At 60.0% G+C, this 23,403-nt stretch carries 24 protein-coding genes; 12 read left to right on the plus strand and 12 right to left on the minus strand.

The window, feature by feature from the left end:
* Nucleotides 1–9 precede the first annotated feature (9 nt).
* From KI614_RS13870 to KI614_RS13880, 3 genes are read right to left on the minus strand one after another with little or no spacing between them, the layout of a single operon-like run.
* The gene (locus tag KI614_RS13870) at nucleotides 10–522 is read right to left on the minus strand and encodes a glutaredoxin family protein (RefSeq protein WP_226406280.1); all 513 of its coding nucleotides are present in this window, start codon (nucleotides 520–522) and stop codon (nucleotides 10–12) included.
* Between the two features lie 22 nt (nucleotides 523–544).
* On the minus strand, nucleotides 545–1,321 hold the full coding sequence (locus KI614_RS13875; RefSeq protein WP_226406281.1) for a LytR/AlgR family response regulator transcription factor: 777 nt from the start codon (nucleotides 1,319–1,321) through the stop codon (nucleotides 545–547).
* A complete protein-coding gene (locus tag KI614_RS13880) occupies nucleotides 1,300–2,313 on the minus strand; it encodes a sensor histidine kinase (RefSeq protein ID WP_226406288.1) in 1,014 nt (337 codons plus the stop codon). Before KI614_RS13880 ends, KI614_RS13875 begins: the two co-directional genes overlap by 22 nt.
* Before the next feature lie 45 nt (nucleotides 2,314–2,358).
* Between KI614_RS13880 and argH the strand changes: the two genes are divergently transcribed.
* Both argH and KI614_RS13890 read left to right on the plus strand, forming a co-directional pair.
* Nucleotides 2,359–3,747 (plus strand): argininosuccinate lyase, encoded by a 1,389-nt coding sequence (gene argH, locus KI614_RS13885; protein WP_226406289.1) that lies wholly within the window; start codon nucleotides 2,359–2,361, stop codon nucleotides 3,745–3,747.
* Nucleotides 3,748–3,881: 134 nt separating this feature from the next.
* Nucleotides 3,882–4,259 carry an OsmC family protein gene (locus KI614_RS13890; protein WP_226406290.1) on the plus strand — a complete coding sequence of 126 codons (378 nt, stop codon included), beginning with the start codon at nucleotides 3,882–3,884 and terminating at the stop codon, nucleotides 4,257–4,259.
* Nucleotides 4,260–4,306: 47 nt separating this feature from the next.
* On the opposite strand, the gene KI614_RS13895 is transcribed toward KI614_RS13890, so the two are convergent.
* Nucleotides 4,307–5,626, minus strand: a complete 1,320-nt coding sequence (locus tag KI614_RS13895; protein ID WP_226406291.1) for an IS4 family transposase — start codon at nucleotides 5,624–5,626, stop codon at nucleotides 4,307–4,309.
* 331 nt (nucleotides 5,627–5,957) lie between these two features.
* On the opposite strand from KI614_RS13895, the gene KI614_RS13900 reads away from it, so the two are divergent.
* The 10 genes from KI614_RS13900 to KI614_RS13945 all read left to right on the plus strand — a co-directional run bounded on the left by KI614_RS13900 (nucleotide 5,958) and on the right by KI614_RS13945 (nucleotide 15,312).
* Complete coding sequence (locus KI614_RS13900; protein ID WP_226406292.1) at nucleotides 5,958–6,578, plus strand: MerR family transcriptional regulator; 621 nt, start codon at nucleotides 5,958–5,960, stop codon at nucleotides 6,576–6,578.
* On the plus strand, nucleotides 6,575–7,765 hold the full coding sequence (locus KI614_RS13905) for a methyl-accepting chemotaxis protein (protein ID WP_226406294.1): 1,191 nt from the start codon (nucleotides 6,575–6,577) through the stop codon (nucleotides 7,763–7,765). The genes KI614_RS13900 and KI614_RS13905 overlap by 4 nt, the downstream gene beginning before the upstream one ends.
* 17 nt (nucleotides 7,766–7,782) lie before the next feature.
* Complete coding sequence (locus KI614_RS13910) at nucleotides 7,783–8,151, plus strand: response regulator (protein WP_226406296.1); 369 nt, start codon at nucleotides 7,783–7,785, stop codon at nucleotides 8,149–8,151.
* Between the two features lie 27 nt (nucleotides 8,152–8,178).
* On the plus strand, nucleotides 8,179–8,499 hold the full coding sequence (locus KI614_RS13915) for a lipid asymmetry maintenance protein MlaB (protein WP_226406297.1): 321 nt from the start codon (nucleotides 8,179–8,181) through the stop codon (nucleotides 8,497–8,499).
* Nucleotides 8,496–10,646, plus strand: coding sequence for a chemotaxis protein CheA (locus tag KI614_RS13920; protein ID WP_226406298.1), 2,151 nt, complete (start codon nucleotides 8,496–8,498; stop codon nucleotides 10,644–10,646). The genes KI614_RS13915 and KI614_RS13920 overlap by 4 nt, the downstream gene beginning before the upstream one ends.
* Before the next feature lie 82 nt (nucleotides 10,647–10,728).
* The gene (locus KI614_RS13925) at nucleotides 10,729–12,327 is read left to right on the plus strand and encodes a methyl-accepting chemotaxis protein (protein WP_226406299.1); all 1,599 of its coding nucleotides are present in this window, start codon (nucleotides 10,729–10,731) and stop codon (nucleotides 12,325–12,327) included.
* A gap of 4 nt (nucleotides 12,328–12,331) precedes the next feature.
* On the plus strand, nucleotides 12,332–12,865 hold the full coding sequence (locus KI614_RS13930; protein WP_226406300.1) for a chemotaxis protein CheW: 534 nt from the start codon (nucleotides 12,332–12,334) through the stop codon (nucleotides 12,863–12,865).
* A 14-nt stretch (nucleotides 12,866–12,879) separates the two neighbouring features.
* Nucleotides 12,880–13,716 carry a CheR family methyltransferase gene (locus KI614_RS13935; protein WP_226406301.1) on the plus strand — a complete coding sequence of 279 codons (837 nt, stop codon included), beginning with the start codon at nucleotides 12,880–12,882 and terminating at the stop codon, nucleotides 13,714–13,716.
* Nucleotides 13,709–14,242, plus strand: a complete 534-nt coding sequence (locus KI614_RS13940; protein ID WP_226406302.1) for a chemotaxis protein CheD — start codon at nucleotides 13,709–13,711, stop codon at nucleotides 14,240–14,242. The genes KI614_RS13935 and KI614_RS13940 overlap by 8 nt, the downstream gene beginning before the upstream one ends.
* Complete coding sequence (locus tag KI614_RS13945; protein WP_226406311.1) at nucleotides 14,224–15,312, plus strand: protein-glutamate methylesterase/protein-glutamine glutaminase; 1,089 nt, start codon at nucleotides 14,224–14,226, stop codon at nucleotides 15,310–15,312. The genes KI614_RS13940 and KI614_RS13945 overlap by 19 nt, the downstream gene beginning before the upstream one ends.
* Before the next feature lie 100 nt (nucleotides 15,313–15,412).
* Here KI614_RS13945 and KI614_RS13950 read toward each other — a convergent pair whose 3' ends face one another.
* From KI614_RS13950 to cysT, 8 genes are all read right to left on the minus strand, one after another.
* Nucleotides 15,413–16,885, minus strand: coding sequence for an IS1182 family transposase (locus tag KI614_RS13950; protein WP_226405571.1), 1,473 nt, complete (start codon nucleotides 16,883–16,885; stop codon nucleotides 15,413–15,415).
* Nucleotides 16,886–16,984: 99 nt separating this feature from the next.
* Nucleotides 16,985–17,308 carry a Grx4 family monothiol glutaredoxin gene (gene grxD, locus KI614_RS13955; protein WP_226406313.1) on the minus strand — a complete coding sequence of 108 codons (324 nt, stop codon included), beginning with the start codon at nucleotides 17,306–17,308 and terminating at the stop codon, nucleotides 16,985–16,987.
* A 13-nt stretch (nucleotides 17,309–17,321) separates the two neighbouring features.
* On the minus strand, nucleotides 17,322–18,143 hold the full coding sequence (gene prmC / locus KI614_RS13960) for a peptide chain release factor N(5)-glutamine methyltransferase (RefSeq protein ID WP_226406315.1): 822 nt from the start codon (nucleotides 18,141–18,143) through the stop codon (nucleotides 17,322–17,324).
* Between the two features lie 2 nt (nucleotides 18,144–18,145).
* Nucleotides 18,146–19,228 carry a peptide chain release factor 1 gene (gene prfA, locus KI614_RS13965; RefSeq protein WP_226406317.1) on the minus strand — a complete coding sequence of 361 codons (1,083 nt, stop codon included), beginning with the start codon at nucleotides 19,226–19,228 and terminating at the stop codon, nucleotides 18,146–18,148.
* Between the two features lie 45 nt (nucleotides 19,229–19,273).
* Nucleotides 19,274–20,524: a glutamyl-tRNA reductase gene (hemA, locus tag KI614_RS13970; RefSeq protein WP_226406319.1), complete on the minus strand. Its 1,251-nt coding sequence runs from the start codon at nucleotides 20,522–20,524 to the stop codon at nucleotides 19,274–19,276.
* A 73-nt stretch (nucleotides 20,525–20,597) separates the two neighbouring features.
* Nucleotides 20,598–21,665, minus strand: coding sequence for a sulfate/molybdate ABC transporter ATP-binding protein (locus KI614_RS13975; protein ID WP_226406321.1), 1,068 nt, complete (start codon nucleotides 21,663–21,665; stop codon nucleotides 20,598–20,600).
* Nucleotides 21,665–22,528, minus strand: coding sequence for a sulfate ABC transporter permease subunit CysW (gene cysW, locus KI614_RS13980; protein ID WP_203467663.1), 864 nt, complete (start codon nucleotides 22,526–22,528; stop codon nucleotides 21,665–21,667). Before cysW ends, KI614_RS13975 begins: the two co-directional genes overlap by 1 nt.
* The gene (gene cysT / locus KI614_RS13985; RefSeq protein WP_226406323.1) at nucleotides 22,525–23,400 is read right to left on the minus strand and encodes a sulfate ABC transporter permease subunit CysT; all 876 of its coding nucleotides are present in this window, start codon (nucleotides 23,398–23,400) and stop codon (nucleotides 22,525–22,527) included. The genes cysW and cysT overlap by 4 nt, the downstream gene beginning before the upstream one ends.
* Between the last annotated feature and the right edge of the window lie 3 nt (nucleotides 23,401–23,403).

Genomic DNA, 23,403 nt, shown 5'->3' on the forward strand with positions numbered 1-23,403 from the left:
GGCCCGAAACTATCCCTTCAACCAGGGCTTCAACAGCTGACGCAAAGCAGCTTCGTTATAGCCGTTGATCAACGCTTCGCCAACCACGATCAGCGGAACACCGTTACCCCCCAGTTTCCGGTGCTCGCTGAGCGCACTCGAACTCTGCTCGATATCGCGTTCGGTATAGCGAATCCCGTTCGCCTGAAAGAACGCCCGCGTCATCTTGCAGTAGCCGCACCATTCGGTGGCATAAAGGATAACTTCCGGCTGACCGGCCTCGGCCGACATCGCCATCGGCGCCGTCTTCGCCTGCCAGTAAGGGCGGCCAAACCAGAGCAGCAAGACACTGATCAGCAGGAGCATCAACCAGCGGCCGGCACCGCGGCTTGTTTCGCTGGAAGCCGGCAACGGGCGCAGGCTGGCCGGAGCCGATTCACGACCGGATTTGGCATACGCCCTGGAACATGACGGACACTGCCAATCCGGCGCCTGGTCGCTACTTTTCCGGATGTAGGCGCAATGGGGACAAATCTGGCTCAAGTCAGCCTTCCTTTCAATGAAATCATGACTGCAGAACCAGGGCTTTGGCCGGCGCCCACTGCCGGCGACTAACCGGCAATCGATCCGGCACGCCACTGAGCAATGCCCAGCCATAAGCCTCCGCATCGTCGCCGGCTGCTTTTTCAAAACCGGCGATGGCTGTCCGGGCAACCAGCACGGCCCGATGCAGGCGAATAAAACGTTCGGCAAACTCGGCTTCAAGATGCGTCAGGCTATCGTCGAGCAGATATTCGCGGTCGACCGTCCGGGCGGTGACATATTTGGTGTCGGCCCGGAAATAAAGCACCTCGGCCACCGGCACCAGCAGCAAGCGGCCCCGCTCGTGCGACGACAGATGGCTTCGTCCGCTGCCGCGTACCTTGTGCCCGATGTCGGCCAGCAGGGCGGCATCCGGCAACGGGTTACCGACTTTCTGCAAGGCGGTCAGCAGGCGCTGGGTACGCACCGGTTTGAGCAGGTAATCGAGCGCATTCAGGTCAAATGCCTGGACTGCGTAATTGTCATAAGCCGTGGTAAAAATGACCGCCACCGGCCGGGCCAGCGAGCCGAGGTGACCCGCCAGCTCGATGCCGTCCATCCCCGGCATGCGAATATCGGCCAGCACGACGTCGACCGCGTGATCACGCAAAAAATCGAGCGCCGCCAGGCCATTGCCGGCCTCACCGACAATCTCGGTCGGCAGCTGGCTGGCGATGTCGCCGAGCAGCTCGCGCAAGCGAGCCCGAGCCAGCGGCTCGTCATCGACGATCAGGATTTTCAAGCGGCTTTCTGACGGCATGGCAGGATGATGCGGACCTCGTAACGTTGATCGCCCGTCTCGATTTCAAGCCGGGCTTCGAGATCGTAATACAAGGCCAGGCGTTCCCGGATATTGGCAACGGCAATCTGGTTGCCAGCGGCATGCTGGACCTGACCGACGGTCGGATTGGCAATGGCGATCCACAGAGCATCGCCACGCTGATTGATCTCGATCCGAACCGTACCGCCATCGGGCGCCGGCTCGATGCCGTGATAAACGGCATTTTCCAGCAAGGGCTGCAGCATCAATGGCGGAATTGGCAGGCCCATGAAAACTGGGCCGATTTGCCAGTCGACCGCAAGACGCTCGCCCAGACGCAGATGTTCCAGTTCGAGATATTGCTTGCCGAGCGCGATTTCATCGGCCAGGCTGACCAGTTCGCCGGGGTCGCGCATCGCCGCACGAAACAGGTCGGAAAGCGACTCCAGCGCCGCCTCGGCTTGCTGCGGCCGGGCGCGGATCAGCGACAGCACGGCATTCAATGAATTGAACAGGAAATGCGGCCGGATACGGGCATTCAGCGCGGCCAGCCGGGCCTCGCTCTGGGCCGGCGAGAAAGCCCGGGCACGCAATTCGAAATAGCCGAGCAGAAACGCCGCGGCAATCATCGCCAGCAAGGCCGCACGGCCCGGACTCACCGCATCGCTCAAGGCGATTGACTGCCAGTAGGCAAAAAGCACGAGGGCAAGAGTACCGGCCAGCGCCAGGACCAGCGCCTGCCCGAGGCGCAGCGGCAGGCGCCAGAGCAGATCACGGACGAAGGCCAGCAAGCCGAGGCAAATCAGCAGCAAGGGCTCGACGATGGCCGCCAGGTCAATGTAACTCGCCAGCCAGCCGGACAATCCGGGCGACATCACGAGGGCCGCAACCAGCGCCAGCCCGTTGATTCCGAGCAAGGCGCGCAGCATCACCCCGAAATTACGCCAGTCGGGCAGGGGGTGCGTCGCGGGAAAGTGCCGTATACTTGTCATTCTCTGTGCAATTTGCGCCTGATTTCCCGATTCTAGACCAAAGACATGACTTCCAACGCCACGCAATACACCTGGGCCGGACGCTTCTCCGAGCCGGTTTCCGATCTCGTCAAACGCTACACCGCTTCCGTCGACTTCGACCAGCGCATGTGGCGCCAGGATATCCGCGGCTCGCTGGCGCACGCCCGCATGCTGGCCAAGCAGGGCATCATCGCCGCCGCCGACCTGGCCGACATCGAGCGCGGCATGGCCATCGTCACCGAGGAAATCGAGTCGGGCAAGTTCGAATGGTCGCTCGACCTCGAAGACGTGCATCTGAATATCGAAAAGCGCCTGACGGCATTGGTCGGCGATGCCGGCAAGCGCCTGCACACCGGCCGCTCGCGCAACGACCAGGTGGCCACCGACATCCGTCTCTACCTGCGTGACGCAATCGACGATATCCAGCTGCTGCTCAAGGCTTTCCGCGGTGCACTGGTCGATTTGGCCGAAAAAGAAGCGTCGACCGCGATGCCCGGCTTCACGCACCTGCAGGTCGCCCAGCCGGTCACCTTCGGCCACCACATGCTGGCCTATTTCGAAATGTTCGGCCGCGACGGCGAGCGCTTCGCCGACTGCCGCAAGCGCGTCGCCCGTCTGCCGCTGGGCGCTGCCGCACTGGCCGGCACGACCTACCCGATCGACCGCGAATTCGTCGCCGAGCAGCTCGGTTTCGAAGGCGTCTGCGAGAACTCGCTGGACGCCGTCTCCGACCGCGACTTCGCCATCGAATTCACCTCGGCCTGCGCGCTGCTGATGATGCACATCAGCCGCCTGTCCGAAGAACTGGTGATGTGGATGAGCCCGCGCGTCGGCTTCATCCAGATTGCCGACCGCTTCTGCACCGGCTCGTCGATCATGCCGCAGAAGAAGAACCCGGACGTTCCCGAACTGGCACGCGGCAAGACCGGCCGCGTCTATGGCCAGCTGATGAGTCTGCTGACCCTGATGAAGTCGCAGCCGCTGGCCTACAACAAGGACAACCAGGAAGATAAAGAGCCGCTGTTCGACGCCGTCGACACCGTCACCGACACCCTGCGTATCTTCGCCGACATGGCCGGCGGCATCACGGTGCGCGCCGACAACATGAAGGCCGCGCTGACCCAGGGCTTCGCCACGGCGACCGACCTCGCCGACTACCTGGTCAAGAAGGGCCTGCCTTTCCGCGACGCGCACGAAGCGGTCGGCCACGCCGTCAAGGCCGCCGAAGCCAAAGGCGTCGACCTGCCGCAACTGACGCTGGAAGAAATCCGCGCCTTCTGCCCGCAGGTGGAAAACGACGTTTTCGCGGTGTTGACCGTGGAAGGCTCGCTGGCCAGCCGCAACCACATCGGCGGCACCGCACCGGAACAGGTCAAGGCCGCCGTCATCCGGGCCCGCCAGCGCCTCGGCTAAACCACCGAATCAACAACAGAACCGCCGGCTCAACCCGGCGGTTTTTTTGCGCCATTAATATTAGTGGTTTATTATATACGTGGTTGCCAATACAGCGCAGCCAACCCCAACAATAACCACCAAGGAAGATCAGCATGTACGCCACCGTTGTCGACAGCACCCCGCGCATCAAGGTCACCACCAGCAAGTTCGAGGCCGACTATGCCCTCGACGGTTCGCTGATGAATCCGCTGGAAGCCTTCTACGCCTCACTGGCCGCCTGCGCCGCCGTGTTCGCCAAGAAAGCCTGCAAGGCGCTGGGCACTTCCGCCGCCGGCATCGAAATCAATTGCAAACCCTTCGCCGGCCCCGGCGGCCCGCTGACGCTCGCCAAGTTCAAGACCGAAGTCCGCTTCCCCGCAGGCTTCACGGCCGAGCAGAAAGCCGCTGTGCTGGACAGCATCGTGCATTGCGCGGTCAAGGAAGTCGTCGCCGACGGCCCAAATATCGAGTTTCTGGTCGAAGAAGTCTGAGTTTTCCGCCCCATGAAAAAGCCCGCCAATCGGCTAATGCAGTTCAGTTAAGGCTCTTTTAGGTGACGAACGGCGTAACGAGCCGGTCTGGCTTTGACGACACGGGGGCATTTTCGCCCCCGTCGTTTTTCCACGATAGCCATCTGCAACTGCAAACGCAGGCGTGCCAGATGGGACGGCAGTTTCCCCGAACTCATTCCCGCCGCCCAGATCAGTTCGTGCTGGATGATGTGCAGTGCGCGCAGGAAGCTCAGATCGGTCGGAGCGACGCGCGCTTCAGTGGCCGCCTTGGCGATTTCAAATCTGATCAGGTTGTAGGCAATTAAGGCCCCCCAGATTTCCTGATTGACCCCTTCGGGCAAACGCGAGCGCAAGGTCAGCGCTTCGCCCAGCATCGATTGCTTGAGCTCGCGGTAGCTGGTTTCAATTTCCCAGCGCCGGCGATAGCAGTCCGCCAGATCCTGCGCTTTGAAGCGGCGGCGATCGAACAATGAGGTCAGCAGTACCCGGCTTTGACCATTGGCCGACTCGACTCGAATGGCACGGGCCTCCCAGGCCTCGGGCAGATCAGGGACCTTGACGCGCGCTTGAGGAGATATACGCAAACGAACCCGACAATCCTCGGGCGTTCCCGACAGGACTTCGTATTGCGTGTTGGACTTGGCGGGGATCAGGTAATGCCGCTCGGTGCCCGCAGCACTCAAGCCCAACAATATTTCCGCAGAAACAAAGCCCTTGTCGAAGACGGTCAGGGAATGGTCCTCGATCCGACCGATCAGCGCCTTGGCGTAAAGCATTTCGTTCTGGCCGTATTGGCCAAACTCGATGGCCGAGACCAGATGGGTGGGCAGTGCCGTCAGGCTGACGGCACGCACCTGAGGATAGGAGGCCACTTTGCCGCTGGCGTAGCGTTGGGCACCAAAGAATTCGCGGTTCTCGGGGCTGTCCGGCACCCGAAAGGTGGTGCCATCGACCGCCCATAGCGAAAGTCCCTTCCACTGATTCGCGACCTTCTCCTGTGCGCACCAGGCTTGGGCCGTTTGCTCGAACAACCATTGCAGCGGGGCTTGGCCAAGGCGAGCCCGCGCCTGCGTGATCGCACTCTTGCAGACCGCCTCGATTCGGGTGTCGGGCAAGGCCAGATCCAGGGTGCTGAGTACTTCTTCCATCGACTGGCGACGAAACAATGCCAGGGCGATCACCAGCCAGACCACTTGCTCCGCCGGCAAACGACGGCGGTGAACACTCGCCACCCCATGCGCGCTGAGCGCCTGCTCAATCCACTCATACGGCAAATGAGCCGCCAGACGATCGAATCCGATCGTCGGCATGACATCTGTCGTAATGGAGAGCTGGCTGGACAACATCGTTCGCCACGTTAACCATTCGGCGAACTGTCCACAAGCCCCAAAATGAAAAATGCCGCTCACCTAAGTGAACGGCATTAGCCTTATGGCGGGCTTTTTATTTATGGCGTGCACAAAGACGGAAGCTACCGATTCCTCTCTGGCCTTGAACCGGACGACCACCGGACACCATTGCCAAGCCACATCAAGACCCTCCCGAAGAATATTTTTGACTGAGCAAACAGGCGACTCCAAGGCGTACAGAATCTTTCCACGCCCAACCCAAAAGATTCAAAACTGCAAAAATAATATTCTATTGTTAAATTCAATAAAAATGTTAATATGAACAAAAATGACAACCCAAGCCATGAAAACCAATCCAACCATCCCTGCGACCTGCTCGACCAGCGAAGCTGCCAAGATCCTCGGCATCAGCGTTCGTGCCGCCCAACTCTGGGTTGAAAATGGCCTGCTGCAAGCTTGGAAAACACCGGGCGGGCATCGCCGTATCCTGCGCAACTCACTCGCCCAGCTGGTTGAACAGCAAAAAATTCCGGCCAACCTGGAGAGCGAGGATGCTCTCTCAATCCGGATCATCGAAACCCGACAGAACGACCGCGATGAACTCGGCCGTTTGCTGTTCTCAGCCTTCCCGAATAGCGATATCCAGCTCTCGGCAACCGCCATGGAAAGCTTATTAAGCCTCGGCGAAAAAGCACCGGATGTACTGATCGCCAACCTCGAAACGCTTGATTTACAGAGTCTGCAGCAACGCGGTGATGTCACCGGTACGGCACCACTCGCAGGTACCTTGCTGATTGCACTCGCCCCGAAGCATGACGCAATCACCGGGCTGCGCCAGCAATTGCCCACCGAACTCATCCTGCTCGGCAAACCGGTCAGCCAGGACGCGTTGCTACCTCTGATCCGCGCTTTTATCCAGGGGCGCCAAAACCAACGGAGAAAAGCATGAGCCACAAGACGCTGCCATCATTGACTACAGCAATCGGCATTTCCATCGCTTTGCCGACGCTGGCCGGCTGCCTCGGCAACATTCTGGTCTCGGGCTTTTCCGGCACCACGCTTCTGCAAGTCAGTGCGATCCTGCTGTGTTCGGCAATCGGCCTTTTCTGGTTGCGGCATGCCGAGAAATCAACGCACCGTCACTGGCATGAACAAATGGCCCGCGCAACGCAGCAAGCACTCGACTCGGCTGCCGGAGCACATCTGCAAGGGCTGGATCAACTGTGCACGCGGGTTCTGCCGTTATGGGCCAGCCAGATCGATATCGTCCATACACAGACAGAGGAATCGATCACCGCCCTGAGCAATCGTTTTGCCGATCTTTCAGGACGCATCCAGAGCGCGGTCAACAAGGTCCGGACAGGAGATGGCATCGACATGGTCAGTCTGCTCGCCGCCAGCGAGGCCGAACTGAACAGCATCATCACCGATCTGCAAGGCACGCTGGCCAACAAGGATATTCTGTTGCAGCAGGTTCGCGAGCTCTCCGGCATGACCAGCCAACTCGAATCAATGGCGCGCGATGTCGGCGAAATTGCCAAGCAGACCAACCTGCTCGCGCTCAATGCCGCCATCGAAGCCGCCCGGGCAGGGGAGGCCGGGCGTGGCTTTGCCGTGGTAGCCGACGAGGTTCGCAAGCTGTCCTCACTATCGGGCGATACCGGCCGAAGAATCGCCGAAACGGTTGCCGTCGTTAATCAAAGCATCAGCAGCACACTGGAAAAATCGCACCAGCATGCGGATCAGGAACGCAACCTGATCAGTAATTCAGGACAACACATCGGCGATGTGGTGACACGCTTTCGCAATGCCGCCGAGGTCTTGGTGGAGAACTCGAACACACTGACCCGCGAAGGCGAGCATATCGGCCACGAAATTGCCGAAGTGCTGGTTGCCCTTCAATTCCAGGACCGCGTTGGTCAGGTTCTGGATCATGTCCGCATTGATTTACGCCGCCTGGAACAGCGAGTACAGGATGCGACCAATGATGCCGCCTCTGGTCGCCCGGCCGGAGAAGTCGACAGCACTGCATGGCTGGCTGAAATGTCCGAAAAATTCACCACCCCCGAACAGCACCAGCTCCAGCACGGTGGCAGCAAGCCAGTTGCCGCCGCTGAAGAAATCACCTTTTTCTGAAATACGGAGAAATCCCCATGGCAAAAACCATCCTGATCGTCGATGACTCCACTTCGCTGCGGCAAGTTGTCAGCATTGCCCTCAAGGGTGCCGGTTACGACGTCATCGAAGCTTGCGACGGTGTCGACGGCTTGAAAAAACTCGACGGTCGCAAGATCCATCTGATCATCAGCGACGTCAACATGCCGAACATGGACGGCATCAGTTTCGTCCGGGAAAGCAAACTGCTGCCGGCCTACAAATTCACCCCGGTGATCATGTTGACCACCGAAGCCGGCGACATGAAGAAACAGGCAGGACAGGCAGCCGGTGCGAAGGCCTGGGTGGTCAAGCCATTCCAGCCGGCCCAGATGCTTGCCGCAGTCGGCAAGCTGATCCTGCCCTGATTTCCCGCCCCCGACAGAGGAGAAATCATGCACGACTCACCGCAACATAGCCGCCAGATCGTCATCACCGGCGAACTCACCATCTACACCGCCAAAGAATGGCGGGATCGCCTGATGAATGAAATGACCGGCAACGATGACATTCAGGTGGACCTGACCGACATCAGCGAGATCGACAGCGCGGGTCTGCAACTGCTGCTGTCCATGCAGCGCCAAGCCGGGATAGAAGGTCGCCACTTGCAGTTTGGCCAGTGCAGCGCCGCTGTCAGCACCTTGTTCGACTTCACACGGTTGATGCCGTCGTTGAACACCGACCTGAGCAACATGGCCAAGGAGGAACAGCCATGAGTATCAACTTTGACGACGCCCTGCATACGTTCATTGCCGAAAGTCGAGAACTTTTGCAGGAGATGGAAGCCGCCTTGCTCGACATGGAAAACCGGCCCAATGATCCAGAAACGATCAATGCCATTTTCCGTGCCGCACACACGATCAAGGGCAGCGCCGGGCTGTTCGGACTGGATCATATCGTTGCCTTCACCCATGTCGCCGAAAGCGTGCTTGACCGAGTCCGCAACAACGAAGTCCGGCTCGATGAAACGCTCGGCGCCCTGCTGCTCAAAGCGGGTGACTACATGGGGCAACTGATCGAACTGCTGGCCAGCCACGCCGTTCCGGATGATTCGCTCAATGCGGCCGGTCAAGCACTGGTGTCCAAGCTGGAAAGCTACTTGGGCAATACGGCCGTACCAGGCGCGCTCACCGAGGCACACGAATCGGCAACCGCCAGCGCCTGCAGCGATGGCGTAGCCAATGCCAACTGGCACGTTTCCCTGCGCTTTGGCCCGGATGTCCTACGCCAGGGCATGGACCCCGTCTCGATCCTGCGTTATCTGGCAACCCAAGGTGAGATCACCGCCATGCGCAGCATCATCAATGCCGTGCCGATGCTGGCCGAAATCGACCCAGAGGCCTGCTATCTCGGCTTTGAACTATCGCTTGCCAGCACTGGCAGCCGGGCCGAAATCGACGGAGCCTTCGACTTCATCCGTGACGATTGCCTGATCCACCTGATCGCGCCGCATGCCCCACTGGACGAATATCGCCAGATGGTCGGCAATCTGAGCAAGGATCCCGACATGCGTGAGATCCTGCGGGCGCTGGGCAGTCTCGATGCAGATGAAATTATCCGCCTCGACATCACTGAAAATATAGTCGAGAGCAGCGGCAACGAAGCTCCTGGAGAAGCGGCCGAGCAGCAAGGCAAGGAAGTCAAAAACACCGAAAGCAGCCTGATCCGGGTCGATGCCGCCAAACTCGACAAATTGATCGATCTGGTCGGAGAATTGATCATCGCGGGGGCCGGCGCCAGCATGGTGGCTCGCAAGTTCAAGGCCCCCGAGCTCAGCGAAGCGACCCTGCTGGTCTCGCGCCTGGTCGAAGATGTACGCGACTCGGCACTGACTTTGCGCATGGTCCAGATCGGCGCCACGTTCAATCGCTTCCGCCGCGTCGTACGCGATGTTGCCAAGGAAATCGGCAAGGATATCGAGCTCGACATCCGCGGCGGTGATACCGAACTCGACAAGACCGTCGTCGAAAAGATCGGCGACCCGCTAACCCATATTGTCCGCAACTCGATGGATCACGGCATCGAACCAGCCGAAATTCGACTCGCCCGCGGCAAACCAGCCAAAGGCCAGCTGCGCCTCAATGCCTTCCACGAATCGGGCAGCATCGTGATCGAAGTCAGCGACGATGGCGGCGGCCTCAAGAAGGAACGCATCCTCCAGAAGGCCATCGAACGCGGCCTGGTCAACGAAAGCCAGACACTGTCGGACAAGGAAATCTTCAACCTCGTCTTCGAGCCCGGTTTTTCTACCGCAGAACAGGTCAGCAAGCTCTCCGGGCGCGGTGTCGGCATGGATGTCGTCAAACGCAACATCACCGCCTTGCGCGGTACGGTCGACATCGAAAGCCGGGAAGAAATCGGCACCACGGTGCGTATCCGCCTGCCACTCACCCTGGCCATCATTGACGGCTTCATGGTCGGCGTCGGCACCGCCTCCTACGTGCTACCGCTCGACATGGTGGTCGAATGCATAGAACTGCCACCGCCCCCGAGTTGCGACCAAAAAGCACCGGACTATCTGAATTTGCGGGGTGGTGTACTGCCCTTCATCCGGCTGCGCGATCAATTTGAAGTGAGCGCCGCCGCGCCTGCACGCGAAAACGTCGTCGTCGTCCAGTACGCCGGACAGCGGGCCGGACTGGTCGTCGATCGACTGATGGGCGAGTTCCAGACGGTCATCAAACCCCTCGGCAAGGTTTTCAGCCAGATCCGGGGAATCGGCGGCTCGACCATCCTGGGCAGCGGCGAGGTTGCGCTGATTCTGGATATTCCTGGCCTGATCAAGCAGTTGACCGCACCAAACCCATCCGTTCAAGAACGCAACGCACTTGCATCCGAAATGCCCCGCATCGAACAGCAATAAGCAACGTCGCCCACTACAACCCTTTGCGCAATACGTCGCCCGGATAGCGACGGCCCCCTCTTACCTCCCCGGAGACCCCATCATGACCGTCACAAAAAAAATGATTTTTCTCGTGCTGTCCGCAGCATTCGGCATCATTCTTCTCGCCATTCTCGGCCTGACCCAGATGAACCGGGTGTACAACTCAGCCAACTACGGCAACGTCAATACCGTACCCAGCATCCTGACCCTGGACCAGGCATTTTCCCCGATGGCCGCAATGCGCACGCTGCTTTGGCAGCACATTGCGGCCTCCGACGACAAAATGATGGTCTCGATCGAAGAACGGATCACCACCAATCGCAAGAAAATTGACGAAGCACTCAAGGTTTATGAAGGACTGGTCAGCGACGACAAGGACAAGAGCCTGCTGGCTGCCGACCGGGCCGCACTGAACGACTTCGATCAGCTACGTGAAAAGGTCTACGTGCTGTCGCGAGTCAACAAGCTGGAAGAGGCACGTGACCTGGTCATGGTCAATCAGACCATCATGGCCCGCCTGTGGGATTCATTCGAAGAGCATCGTCAGTACAACTCGGAACTCGGTAAAAAAGCATCCGACGATGCCGCGGCGACCGAGGCCAGCGCACGCTGGGTTGCCATCGCTACCGGCCTGGCAACACTGATTGCGGTTGCCCTGATCGGTTTCTTCATCACCCGTAGCCTGATGAAACAACTGGGTGGCGAGCCGGCCTACGCTGCCGACATCATCAAGGCAATGTCGGAAGGTGACATGACGGTGCGCGTTGAAACCAAGCCTGGCGACAACGACAGCCTTCTGTTCAACTTGCGGACCATGGTCGAACGCCTGTCCTCGACGATTTCCGAAGTCCGTACGACGGCTGAATCGCTGGCCGGTGCCTCGGAAGAAGTCTCGGCAACGGCCCAGAGCCTGTCGCAGTCCTCTTCCGAACAGGCTGCGTCCGTCGAGGAAACCTCGGCATCAATGGAGCAGATGGCCGCTTCGGTCACGCAGAACAGCGACAACGCCAAGCTGACCGATGGTATGGCCAGCAAGGCAGCCAAGGAAGCCGTCGAAGGCGGCGAAGCTGTGCGTTCGACAGTGACGGCCATGAAGAGCATCGCCGACAAGATCGGCATCGTCGATGACATCGCCTACCAGACCAATCTGCTTGCTCTCAACGCCGCCATCGAAGCTGCTCGTGCTGGCGAACATGGCAAGGGCTTTGCCGTCGTCGCCGCCGAAGTACGCAAGCTGGCCGAGCGTAGCCAGATCGCTGCCCAAGAAATCAGTGAAACAGCCAAGAACAGCGTTGCACTGGCTGAGCGCGCCGGCGCCCTGCTCGATGAGATCGTTCCGAGCATTACCAAGACATCGGACCTGGTTCAGGAAATCACCTCCGCTTCTGATGAGCAAAGCTCCGGTGTCGGTCAGATCAATGCCGCCATGGCGCAGTTGAGCCAGGCCACACAGCAAAATGCCTCGTCCTCGGAAGAGCTGGCCGCCACGGCGGAGGAAATGAGCTCCCAGGCTGAAAGCCTGTCGGAGACCATGGCATTCTTCCGGGTCGACAACGGCCAGCGCCGCCAGACTGCCAGCCGCGCACCGCGCGCTGCAGCACCGGCCAAGGTCAAAGCACCGGCCTTCCAGCGCACTGATTTTGTCCAATTCGAGGGCTAAGGCCATGAATGCACCGGTTACCGCCTCTGCCCCGATGCCGATGGCTGAACCACGCCAGTATCTGACCTTCACGCTGGGTGGAGAGATGTTTGCGGTCGAGACGCTGAGCGTCAAGGAAATCATCGAATACGGCCAGATTACGGCGGTACCGATGATGCCGCCGAGCATTCGCGGCGTGATCAACCTGCGCGGCGCCGTTGTTCCGGTCATCGATCTGAAGGCCCGCTTCGGTGCTGCCGCTACCGAAGTCACCCGCCGCACCTGCATCGTCATCATCGAACTCGGTGCCGAAGACGAGCATCAGGTGGTCGGGATCGTCGTCGACACCGTGAGCGAAGTACTTGAAATCCCGGCCTCTGAAATCGAGCCGCCGCCGGCTTTTGGTGCCCGCATTCGGGCCGACTTCATTTCTGGCATGGGCAAGATCGCAGGCCATTTCGTCATTCTGCTCGACATGGGACGGGTACTTTCCGTCGATGAACTGTCCTGTCTCTCGTCGCTCGCGGAACAACAGGAAACGACCGCTCTGGCGGTCTGATCCGGAGTAAAAGCATGGCTCAGGCAATCAACAAGACATCCGGCAGCAGTGAGTTCAGCCTCGGTGATAGCGAGTTTCAGTTGTTCCGCAAGCTGATTTACCAGCAGGCCGGGATCAGCCTGAGCGATGCCAAGAAGCCCCTGGTTGCCGGGCGTTTGTCGAAACGCCTGCGCCAGCTCGGGATCGGCAGTTATATCGAATATTTTCGACTGGTCCAGCGCGACATCCAGGAACTGCAAGTCACCATCGATCTGCTGACCACCAACGAAACTTACTTTTTCCGCGAGAACAAGCATTTCGATTTTCTGCGCGACCAGATCTTGCCCGGCGCTATCGGGCGCGGTCCATTCCGTGTCTGGAGCGGCGCCTGTTCAAGTGGTGAAGAACCCTACACCATCGCCATGGTACTGGCCGAAGTACTCGGTCAGCGGCCTTGGGAAATCGTCGCCTCCGACCTGAGTACGCGTGTTCTGGAGGAAGCCGCCGGAGGTCTCTATCCGCTGACTGACTGCACGGGCATTCCGCGCCATCTGTTGCACAAGCACTGCCTGCGCGGCATCGGCCAGTACGATGGCAGCATCATGATCAATCCCGCCCTGCGCGAGCGGATCAGCTTCCGCCAGATCAATCTGAACAACGCACTACCGAAACTGGGCGCTTTCGATGTCATTTTCCTGCGCAACGTGATGATCTATTTCGACATCGAAACCAAGCGCCAGGTGATCAAACGCATCCTGCCTTTGCTGCGCCCCGGCGGTTATTTCATGATCAGCCACTCGGAAAGCCTCAACGGCGTTACCGATGCACTGAAGTCGGTTCGCCCCTCGATTTACCGGAAACCTGATGCGTAAGCCCGATGGTGTCATCGAAATTTTCCTGCAGCCTGGAGAAACTTACTTCGGTGATCGCTATACACGCCTGCGCACCGTACTCGGCTCCTGTGTCTCGCTGGTTTTCTGGCATCCGCAGGAACGCGTCGGCGGCATGTGTCATTTCATGCTGCCGAGCCGCGGTTGCCGTAGCGGCAACGGACCGGATGGACGTTATGCCGATGAGGCAATGCAACTGATGCTTGGAGAAATTCATGCCAACGGACTCAATCCGGCAGATTTTCGCCTGCGTGTTTTCGGCGGTGGCAACATGTTTCCCGAGCTGACCCGACGCAACGCACACAACATTGGCCAGAAAAATGTCGAAGCTGCGCTGGCCTTGCTCAAAAACAACTGCCTGACCTGCGTCGCTCAACACGTCGAAGGTTATGGCCATCGTCACCTGCTGTTCGATGTCTGGAGCGGCCATGTTCATCTCAGGCACTCAGTCATTCATGCCGAGCAAGTTCAATTCACAGAAAGCAAAACATGCCTGCCATCAAGGTAATGATCGTCGATGACTCGGCCGTGGTCCGCCAGGTGCTCTCAGCCAGCCTGACTGAAGATAGCGGCATCGAGGTCATCGCCACCGCCCCCGATCCAATCTTCGCCCTGGAGAAAATGCAGAAATCCTGGCCCGACGTCATCGTGCTCGATGTCGAAATGCCACGTATGGACGGCGTAACCTTCCTGAAAAAAATCATGAGCACCCGACCGACCCCGGTCGTCATCTGTTCGACGTTAACCGAGCGCGGTTCGGAAACCGCCATGCAGGTGCTCGCGGCAGGCGCTTTCGCCATTGTCACCAAGCCCAAGACAGCGTTGCGCCAGTTCCTGCTCGAAAGTGCCGGCGAACTGATCCACGCAATCAAAGCCGCTTCCAAGGCAAACCTCAAACGCCTCGGCCCGGCCCGGACGCTAACGCCGCTCTTGGCCAATCCACCCAAACTATCAGCCGATGTCATGCTCGCCGCAGGCCAGAGCCAGGCGATGGCCCAGACCACGGAAAACATCGTCGCCATCGGCACCTCGACCGGTGGCACACAAGCGTTGGAGGTGGTTCTCACTGCACTGCCCCGCGTCTGCCCCGGCATCGTCATCGTTCAGCACATGCCGGAAAAATTCACCGCAGCCTTCGCCCAGCGCCTCAACGGGCTGTGCCAGATCGAGGTCAAGGAAGCGGTACATGGTGACCGGGTCATGGCCGGGCGAGCACTGATTGCCCCCGGCGGCAAGCACATGATGCTGAAACGCAACGGCGCCCAGTACGTCGTCGATGTGGTCGACGGACCGCCAGTCAGTCGGCACTGTCCATCGGTCGACGTACTGTTCCGTTCGGCAGCCCGGTTTGCCGGCAGGAATGCGGTCGGCATCATCATGACCGGGATGGGCGATGATGGCGCCAAGGGTCTCAAGGAAATGCACGATGCCGGCGCCTGGACCATCGGACAGGATGAAGACAGTTGTGTCGTCTATGGCATGCCGAAGGAGGCGGTCAAGCTTGGCGCGGTCGACAAGGTGTTACCCCTGAAAAACATTCCGGAAGCGATTCTTGGACGTATCAGTCGCAAGAGCTGAAAAAAAAGCCCGCCAATCGGCGGGCTTTCAGACTGCTGACGAACCCCCGATTTTTCGGGGGTTTTGTTTTTCTGGTTGGAAATCAGGGAGACTCCTGGCTTCAAGCCGAAGCGAGGCGGATTCTGAAATTCAGGTTAGGAACCCCGATCTGCCAAAGATGGCGGGCGAATGGGGCGGCAAAACGGGTTCGTGCGAGGATTTTGGCCAATAAGGCTGCCGCCTTGCGGGCCAGCAACAGGGCCATCTTCTTCATGTTCTGACAGGCCGCCGAGAGCAGGCACTGCGCTTGCACCTTGGCCAAGCCGCGGAAGCGGGCGTAACGGTGGCCGTGCAACTCCTTGGCATCGGCAAAGCTGCGCTCCACTGTTTCCTTGCGCCGGGCGTACAGCCGTTTGCCCAGGTCGCTCAGGCGATTGGCGTTGATCGCTTCCTTGAAACCTTCCCAGAGATGTCGGGTCACGAGCTTCTGATGGTTCCGGCTCTGCGTGCATTGCCCGCGCACGCCGCAATCGGCACACCGCGCCGGGTTCGAGGCGTATTCGCGATAACCCAGCCGGTTGGTCGTCCGGTACGGTAGAACCTCCCCGGCCGGGCAGCGGTAGCAGTCCTGGACCGCATCGTAGAGATAGTCCCGTTTGTAGAAATAGCCATCGCGGTGTGTGGGTCGCTTGTAGCCCATCACCCCGAACAGTGCCCGCTCGAGAATGCCCTTGCAGACTTGCGGGGTGAAATACCCGGCATCCAGCCCGACGGCGCCCACGGCCAGATCAAAGCGCTCCATGACCCGATCCAGGCGGGCAAGGTAGGGCTGGCTGTCATGGACATTGCCCGGCGTGACATGGGTATCGACGATCAAAGCATGCACGCCATCGACAGTCCGGTGATCCAGATAGAAGAAGCCGGTCGGCTTGTTGTCGCGGGCCATGAAACCTGCGTCGGGATCGACCGTGCTGACCTTGACCTCCTTCATCGGCGGTGTCGAATCATCGTCATCACGCTTGAGCGGCTTCTTGCCCGCGGCGGCTCGGTCCGTTTCGATGGCTGCATCCAGTTCGGCCAGGTAGGCCGCAGGGGTTTGCTCAACCTGATGCACTTCAAAGTGCCGCTTGTTCGCGTTCGCCTTCAGGTGGGTACTGTCGGTGTACAGCACCCGCCCGCCAATCAGCTTATGCTCAATGGCTTGCTCGACAATCCCGTCAAAGATGCGTTGCTCAATGTCCGTCCCGACAAAGCGGCGACGGCGATTCTGCGACAGCGTCGAGGCATCTGGCACTTTGTCCGTCAGCCGAAAGCCGAGAAACCAGCGGTAAGCCACATTGACCTCGATTTCCTTCACCAGCCGGCGCTCGGAGCGAATCCCGAACAAGTAGCCAATAAACAGCATCTTGAACAACACCACCGGATCAATCGCCGGTCGGCCATTGTTCTCGCAATACAGGTGCTGGGTCGCTTCACGAATGAAATCAAACCGGATGTGTTGGTCGAGCAGCCGGAGCAAGTGGTCTTTCGGGACCAATTGCTCCAACGTCACCATCTCCAGTTCCGTTTGGGCGGGGTAGGCAGGTTTGAGCATGCCGACATTATAAAAAATAAAGCCCCCAATCGCTTGGAGGCTTTGTCAGCGGTCTGAAAGCCCGCCAATCGGCGGGCTTTGTTATGGGTGACAAGTCAATCAGGCCTTGGCGACCTCGGCCAGCAATTGCTGCAGTTCGCCGGTCTGGTACATTTCCTTGGCGATGTCGCAGCCGCCGACGAATTCGCCGTTGACGTAGAGCTGCGGAATGGTCGGCCAGTTGGCGTATTCCTTAACACCGTTGCGGATTTCTTCGTCAGCCAGCACGTTGACCGTGACAAAGTTCTCGACGCCGCAAAGCTTGAGAATTTGCACGACAGTGGCGGAAAAACCGCATTGCGGGAAGCGGGCATCGCCCTTCATGTAGAGGACAACCGGGTTGGTGGTGACGGTGTCGTGAATGCGTTTTTGTACGTCGGACATGATTTCTCCAGTTTTACAGATGTCCGCCTGAAACACGGTCTATGCCGGCCAGGTCGGGATAAGTTGACGCCGCTTTGAACCCGGCGCCGTCCAATAAGTTCCGGCTTGCTTCGCCCTGATCGTAGCCATGCTCAAACAACAGCCAGCTCGCCGGCTGCAGATGGCCGGCGGCCGCAGCGACAATCTGGCGGATGCAGGCCAGCCCGTTGCCGCCAGCCTCGCCATCGCTCAGCGCCATTTGCGGCTCGAAGGGCAGACCGTCGCGCTGCAGATGCGGGTCGCCTTCGGCAACGTAAGGCGGATTCGAAACGATCAGGTCAAAACGTTCGCCGGACAGCGGCTCAAACCAGCTGCCCTGACGGAATTCAATATTCGCACCGAGCCGCCCGGCATTGTTGCGCGCCACCGAAATGGCGCCCGGCGAGAGGTCGACCGCGACAACACGGGCGGATGGGCATTCCAGCGCCAGCGAAATGGCGACAATGCCGGAGCCGGTGCCGAGGTCGAGAATGCGCGGCTGGGTCATGCCCTTGAGCCGCTCCAGCGCCAGATCGATCAGCACTTCGGTTTCCGGGCGCGGGATCAGCACATCCGGCGAAACCTGGAAAACACGACCGCGAAATTCGGCCTCTCCCACCAGATAGGCCAGCGGCTCGCCAGCCGCCCGGCGTTCGACCCATTCGGCGAACTGGGCGTAAGCCGGGGCAAAGACCGGCGTTTCCGGCCGGGCCAGCAGATCGGTGTGCGTGCAACCGGTGACGTATTCGAGCAACAGACGGGCGTCGAGCCGGTCGATCTTGCTGCGTGCCGCGGTCAACGCTTCGCCGAGGGTCATTTTCAGTTTTGCTCGGCGAGTTCGGCCAGCAGGTCGGCCTGGTGCTCGGCAGCAAGCGCACCGAGCAGCTCGTCCATGTCGCCATCCATGATCGCCGCGATCTTGTACAGCGTCAGGTTGATGCGGTGATCGGTGATCCGCCCCTGCGGGAAGTTGTAGGTACGAATGCGTTCTGAACGGTCGCCGGAGCCGATCAGGCTCTTGCGGGTACTCGAAATGTGCGCCTGCTGGGCGCGCACCTGGACATCCTTGATCCGCGCCGCCAGCACCTTCATGGCCGACGCCTTGTTGGCGTGCTGCGAACGGCCGTCCTGGCATTCGGCGACGATGCCGGTCGGAATGTGCGTGACACGCACCGCCGAATCGGTCTTGTTGATGTGCTGGCCGCCGGCCCCGGAGGCGCGGTAGGTGTCGATGCGCAGGTCGGCCGGGTTGAGGTTCACATCTTCCACCTCATCGACCTCCGGCATGATCGCCACGGTGCACGCCGAGGTGTGGATGCGCCCCTGCGTTTCGGTTTCCGGCACGCGCTGGACGCGATGGCCGCCCGACTCGAACTTGAGTCGCGAATACGCGCCGTTGCCGCCGATGCGGACGATGATTTCGCGGTAACCACCCAGTTCGGAATCGCTCGCCGACATGACTTCGACCTGCCAGCGCTGGCGTTCGGCATAGCGCGAATACATCCGGAACAGATCGCCGGCGAACAGCGCCGATTCGTCGCCCCCGGTCCCGGCCCGAATTTCGAGCAGGACGCTCTTTTCATCGTTCGGATCACGCGGCAGCAAGAGTTTTTGCAACTCGACTTCGAGTTCCGGCAAGCGCGCCTTGGCGCTGGCAATTTCTTCTTCGGCAAACTCGCGCATATCCGGGTCGGCGCGCATCGCCTCGGCTTCGGCCAGATCGTTTTCGGCCTGGCGAAAGGCATTGAACTGGATGATCACGGGCTCGATTTCGGCGCGTTCGCGCGACAGTTTGCGGAACTGGTCCATATCGCCGGCCGTACTCGGCGCCGACAGCATGCGGTCGATTTCATCAAGACGGTCGACCAGCAAGTCGAGTTTTTGGCGGATGGATGGCTTCATGGAAATACCGGAAATTCGCGTGCGAGCGCAGCCCGAAAACGGGCGCTACTCGCCGGAATGGAGATGAAAGAGGCGCGAGGCGGCGGCCTGAAGATCAGCTCGCTCACTGCCTTCGGCAAGATTGAGCGTCTGCGTCGGGGCGTGCAGGAATTTATTGGTCAGGCGCTGTGACAATTGCTCCAGCACCTTCTCGGGCGCTTCACCTTTGCCGAGCAGCTTCATGGCGTGCTCGATTTCATGGCGCCGCATGCGCTCCGCCGAATCGCGCAGCGAGCGGATGACCGGCACGGTGTCGCGTGACTGCAACCAGCCGAGGAAATCCTGAACCCGGTGGGCAATGATGCCCTCTGCTTCGACCACGGCGGCCTGGCGCGACTCGACACCGCTCTCGACGACCTGGGCCAGGTCATCGACGGTATAGAGGAAAACATCGTCGAGTTGCCCGGCTTCTTCTTCGATATCGCGCGGCACGGCCAGATCGACCATGAACATCGGGCGATGCCGGCGTGCCTTGACGGCACGTTCGACCATGCCCAGACCGATGATCGGCAGCGGGCTGGCGGTACAGGAAACGATGATGTCGTGCTGGGCCAGATGTTCGCCCAGCTCATCCAGACGGATGGCCGTCCCGTTATAGCGTTCGGCCAGCGCCCGACCGCGCTCCAGCGTACGGTTGGCGATGGTCACCTGCTTCGGCTGGCGGGCGCAGAAGTGGGCGGCACACAGTTCGATCATTTCACCGGCGCCGATGAACAGGATGCGCTGCTCGGCCACCGACTCGAAAATGCGTTCGGCCAGATTGACCCCGGCCGCCGCCATCGACACGGTATTGGCGCCGATCGCCGTCGTCGAGCGAACTTCCTTGGCGACGGAGAACGAGCGCTGGAAAAGTTTGTGCAGTTGTGTACCGAGCGTGCCGCTCTCTTCGGCCACACGCACGGCATCCTTCATCTGGCCGAGAATCTGCGGCTCGCCGATGACCATCGAATCCAGGCCGCTGGCGACGCGGAAGGCATGGCGAATCGCCTCTGGCTGGTCGTGCAGGTAAATGAACGGCGCAATTTCGTCGCGGCTGACCTGATGGTAATGCGCCAGCCACTCGATGACGATTTCGGGCGTTTCTGCCGAGCAATAGATTTCGGTGCGATTGCAGGTGGACAGGATCGCCACTTCCTTGACCGGCCGATTGCGGGTCAGATCAGCCAGTGCCTGATGCAGCTTTTCGGCGTGAAAAGCCACCCGCTCGCGAATGGCGAGAGGTGCGGAATGATGGTTGATGCCGAGGGTAAAAATCACCGGATTGGGCTATGGTCGCGCGAAACAGGGGCGGATTATAGCATCGCGCCCCTGACCCAATCCGCGATGTAAATCAGAACAGGAATGCCTGTTTTTCAGGCGTCGACCGCGGCAAGGCATCGGCGCCGAAAACCTTCATCTGGCGCGGACGGAACCAGACCTGCTGGCCGACCGCCAGTTGCAGGCCCTCGTGACGCTCGCGCGACAGCTCGACTTCGACGATTTCGCTGTTGTGCTGCAACTCGATGCGCACCACCGGGCCGATCGGATGAACGTGCATGACCGTCGCCTGCAGCCCTTCCTCAAGCGGCTGGTGGGCAATATCGATATCGTGCGGACGGACGAAGGCCGTCGCCCGGTCGCTCGCTCCGTTCCGCTCGACCTCGGCGAAACCATCCTGGACGCGGCTGTGAAAGACATTCACGTTGCCGAGGAACTGATAGACGAACGGCGAGGCGGGATTGGAGTAAACCTCGTCCGGCGAACCGATCTGCTCGATCTTGCCGTGATTCATCACGACCACCCGATCGGCGACTTCCAGCGCTTCTTCCTGATCGTGCGTCACGAACACGCTGGAGATGTGCATGTCGTCGTGCAGGCGGCGCAGCCAGCGGCGCAGTTCCTTGCGCACCTTGGTATCAAGCGCCCCGAAAGGCTCATCAAGCAGCAGCACCTTCGGTTCGACAGCCAGGGCGCGGGCCAATGCAATCCGCTGGCGCTGGCCGCCAGAAAGCTGCGACGGATAGCGATCGGCCAGCCAGTCGAGCTGGACCAGGCCGAGCAACTCCATGACCCGACGCTTGATCTCGGCATCCGACGGACGCTCCTTGCGCGGTTTGACGCGCAGGCCGAAGGCGACGTTCTCAAAGACCGTCATGTGGCGGAACAGCGCGTAGTGCTGGAAAACGAAACCGACTTCGCGCTCGCGGGCATGCAGATGGGTCGCTTCGGCGCCGGAGAAAAGCACCTCGCCGGTGTCGTTCGATTCCATCCCGGCGATGATCCGCAGCAGGGTCGTCTTGCCGCAACCGGAGGGGCCGAGCAAGGCCACCAGTTCGCCGGTCGGAATATTCAGGTTGATGTTGTCGAGCGCGACAAAATTGCCGAAGCGCTTCGAGATATTGCGGATTTCGATACTCATCAGGTTTTCTCCGGTGCCAGCACCGTGTTCAGCATTTCAGTTTCTTTTTTCATCCGCCACTCGACAATGGTCTTGGCGACCAGCGTGACGAGCGCCAGCAGGGCAAGGATGGAAGCGGCGGCAAAAGCGCCGATGGCGTTGTATTCGTTGTAGAGAATTTCGACATGCAGCGGCAAGGTATTGGTTTCGCCGCGGATGTGGCCGGAAACCACCGACACCGCGCCGAATTCGCCCATTGCCCGGGCATTCGACAGGATTACGCCGTACAGCAAACCCCACTTGATATTCGGCAGGGTCACCCGCCAGAACATCTGGAAGCCGGAGGCGCCGAGTGACACGGCCGCCTCTTCCTCATCCTTGCCCTGCGATTGCATCAGCGGAATCAATTCGCGGGCAATGAACGGGAAGGTAATGAACATGGTGGCCAGGATCATGCCCGGCACGGCGAAGATGATCTTGATATCGTGCTCGGACAACCATTGCCCGAAATAGCCCTGAGAACCGAAGAGCAGGATGAAAATCAGGCCGGCGACCACCGGGCTGACGGCAAACGGCAGGTCGATCAGCGTGATCAGCAGGCTCTTGCCCTTGAAATCGAACTTGGCAATGGCCCAGGCCGCCGCCACACCGAAGATGATGTTGAACGGCAGCACGGCCAGCGCAATGCCCACGGTCAACCCGATCGCCGAGGCCGTTTCCGGCTCTTTCAGCGCTTCGAGATAGATCGGCACGCCCTGGGCCAGGGCTTCGACGAAAACGGCCAGCAAGGGCAGACCGAGGAAGAAAAAGAGGAAGCCGAGACCGATGGTCAGCAGGCTGTAGCGAACCCAGGCCGGTTCCTGCGTGGCGCGTGTCGATTTCATGCGGACGCTCCATTAGCCTTGCCGGCCGCAACTTCAAGCGGCTCGCTGTTTTTGTGACGATTGGCCGCCCACCATTGCAGCAGATTGACACTGAGCAGCAGGATGAAGGACAGGCCGAGCATGACGACAGCCAGCGCAGTCGCGCCGAGCACGTCGTATTGCTCCAGCTTGGAGATGATCAGCAAGGGCGTGATTTCCGAAATCAGCGGCAGGTTGCCGGCAATGAAGATGACCGAACCGTATTCACCGACCGCCCGGGCAAAAGCCAGCGCAAAACCGGTCAGCAATGCGGGAAAGATGGCCGGAAAAATCACCTTGGTAAAAGTCTGCCAGCGCGACGCACCGAGCGTCGCCGCAGCCTCTTCAACCTCGGTTTCGATATCCTCGATCACTGGCTGCAAGGTGCGCACGACAAACGGCAAGGTAATGAAAGTCAGCGCCACGACGATGCCGAGCGGCGTGTAGGCGACCTTGATGCCGAGCGGTTCGATGTAGCGCCCAAGCCACCCATTGCCGGCATACAGCGTAGCCAGCGTGATACCGGCGACAGCGGTCGGCAGGGCAAAAGGCAGATCGACCAGCGCATCGACGAAACGCTTGCCGGGGAAAGGGTAGCGAACCAGTATCCACGCCACAATCAGACCAAAAAAGGCGTTGACCGCGGCAGCCAGGAAGGAGGCACCGAAAGTCACCCGGAAAGCCGCCAGCGAACGCTCGCCCAAGGCGATGTCGATGATCTGCCCGAAACCGAGTTCCGACGCCTTGAGGATCATGCCGCCAAGCGGCAGCAGGATCAGGATCGAGAGATAAACCAGCGTGTAGCCCAGCGCCAGGCCGAAGCCGGGCAACACGCGGTGAGTTTTTGCAGCCATTGA

The sequence above is a fragment of the Dechloromonas denitrificans genome, assembly GCF_020510665.1.
In the GTDB taxonomy this organism is placed as follows: domain Bacteria; phylum Pseudomonadota; class Gammaproteobacteria; order Burkholderiales; family Rhodocyclaceae; genus Azonexus; species Azonexus denitrificans_B.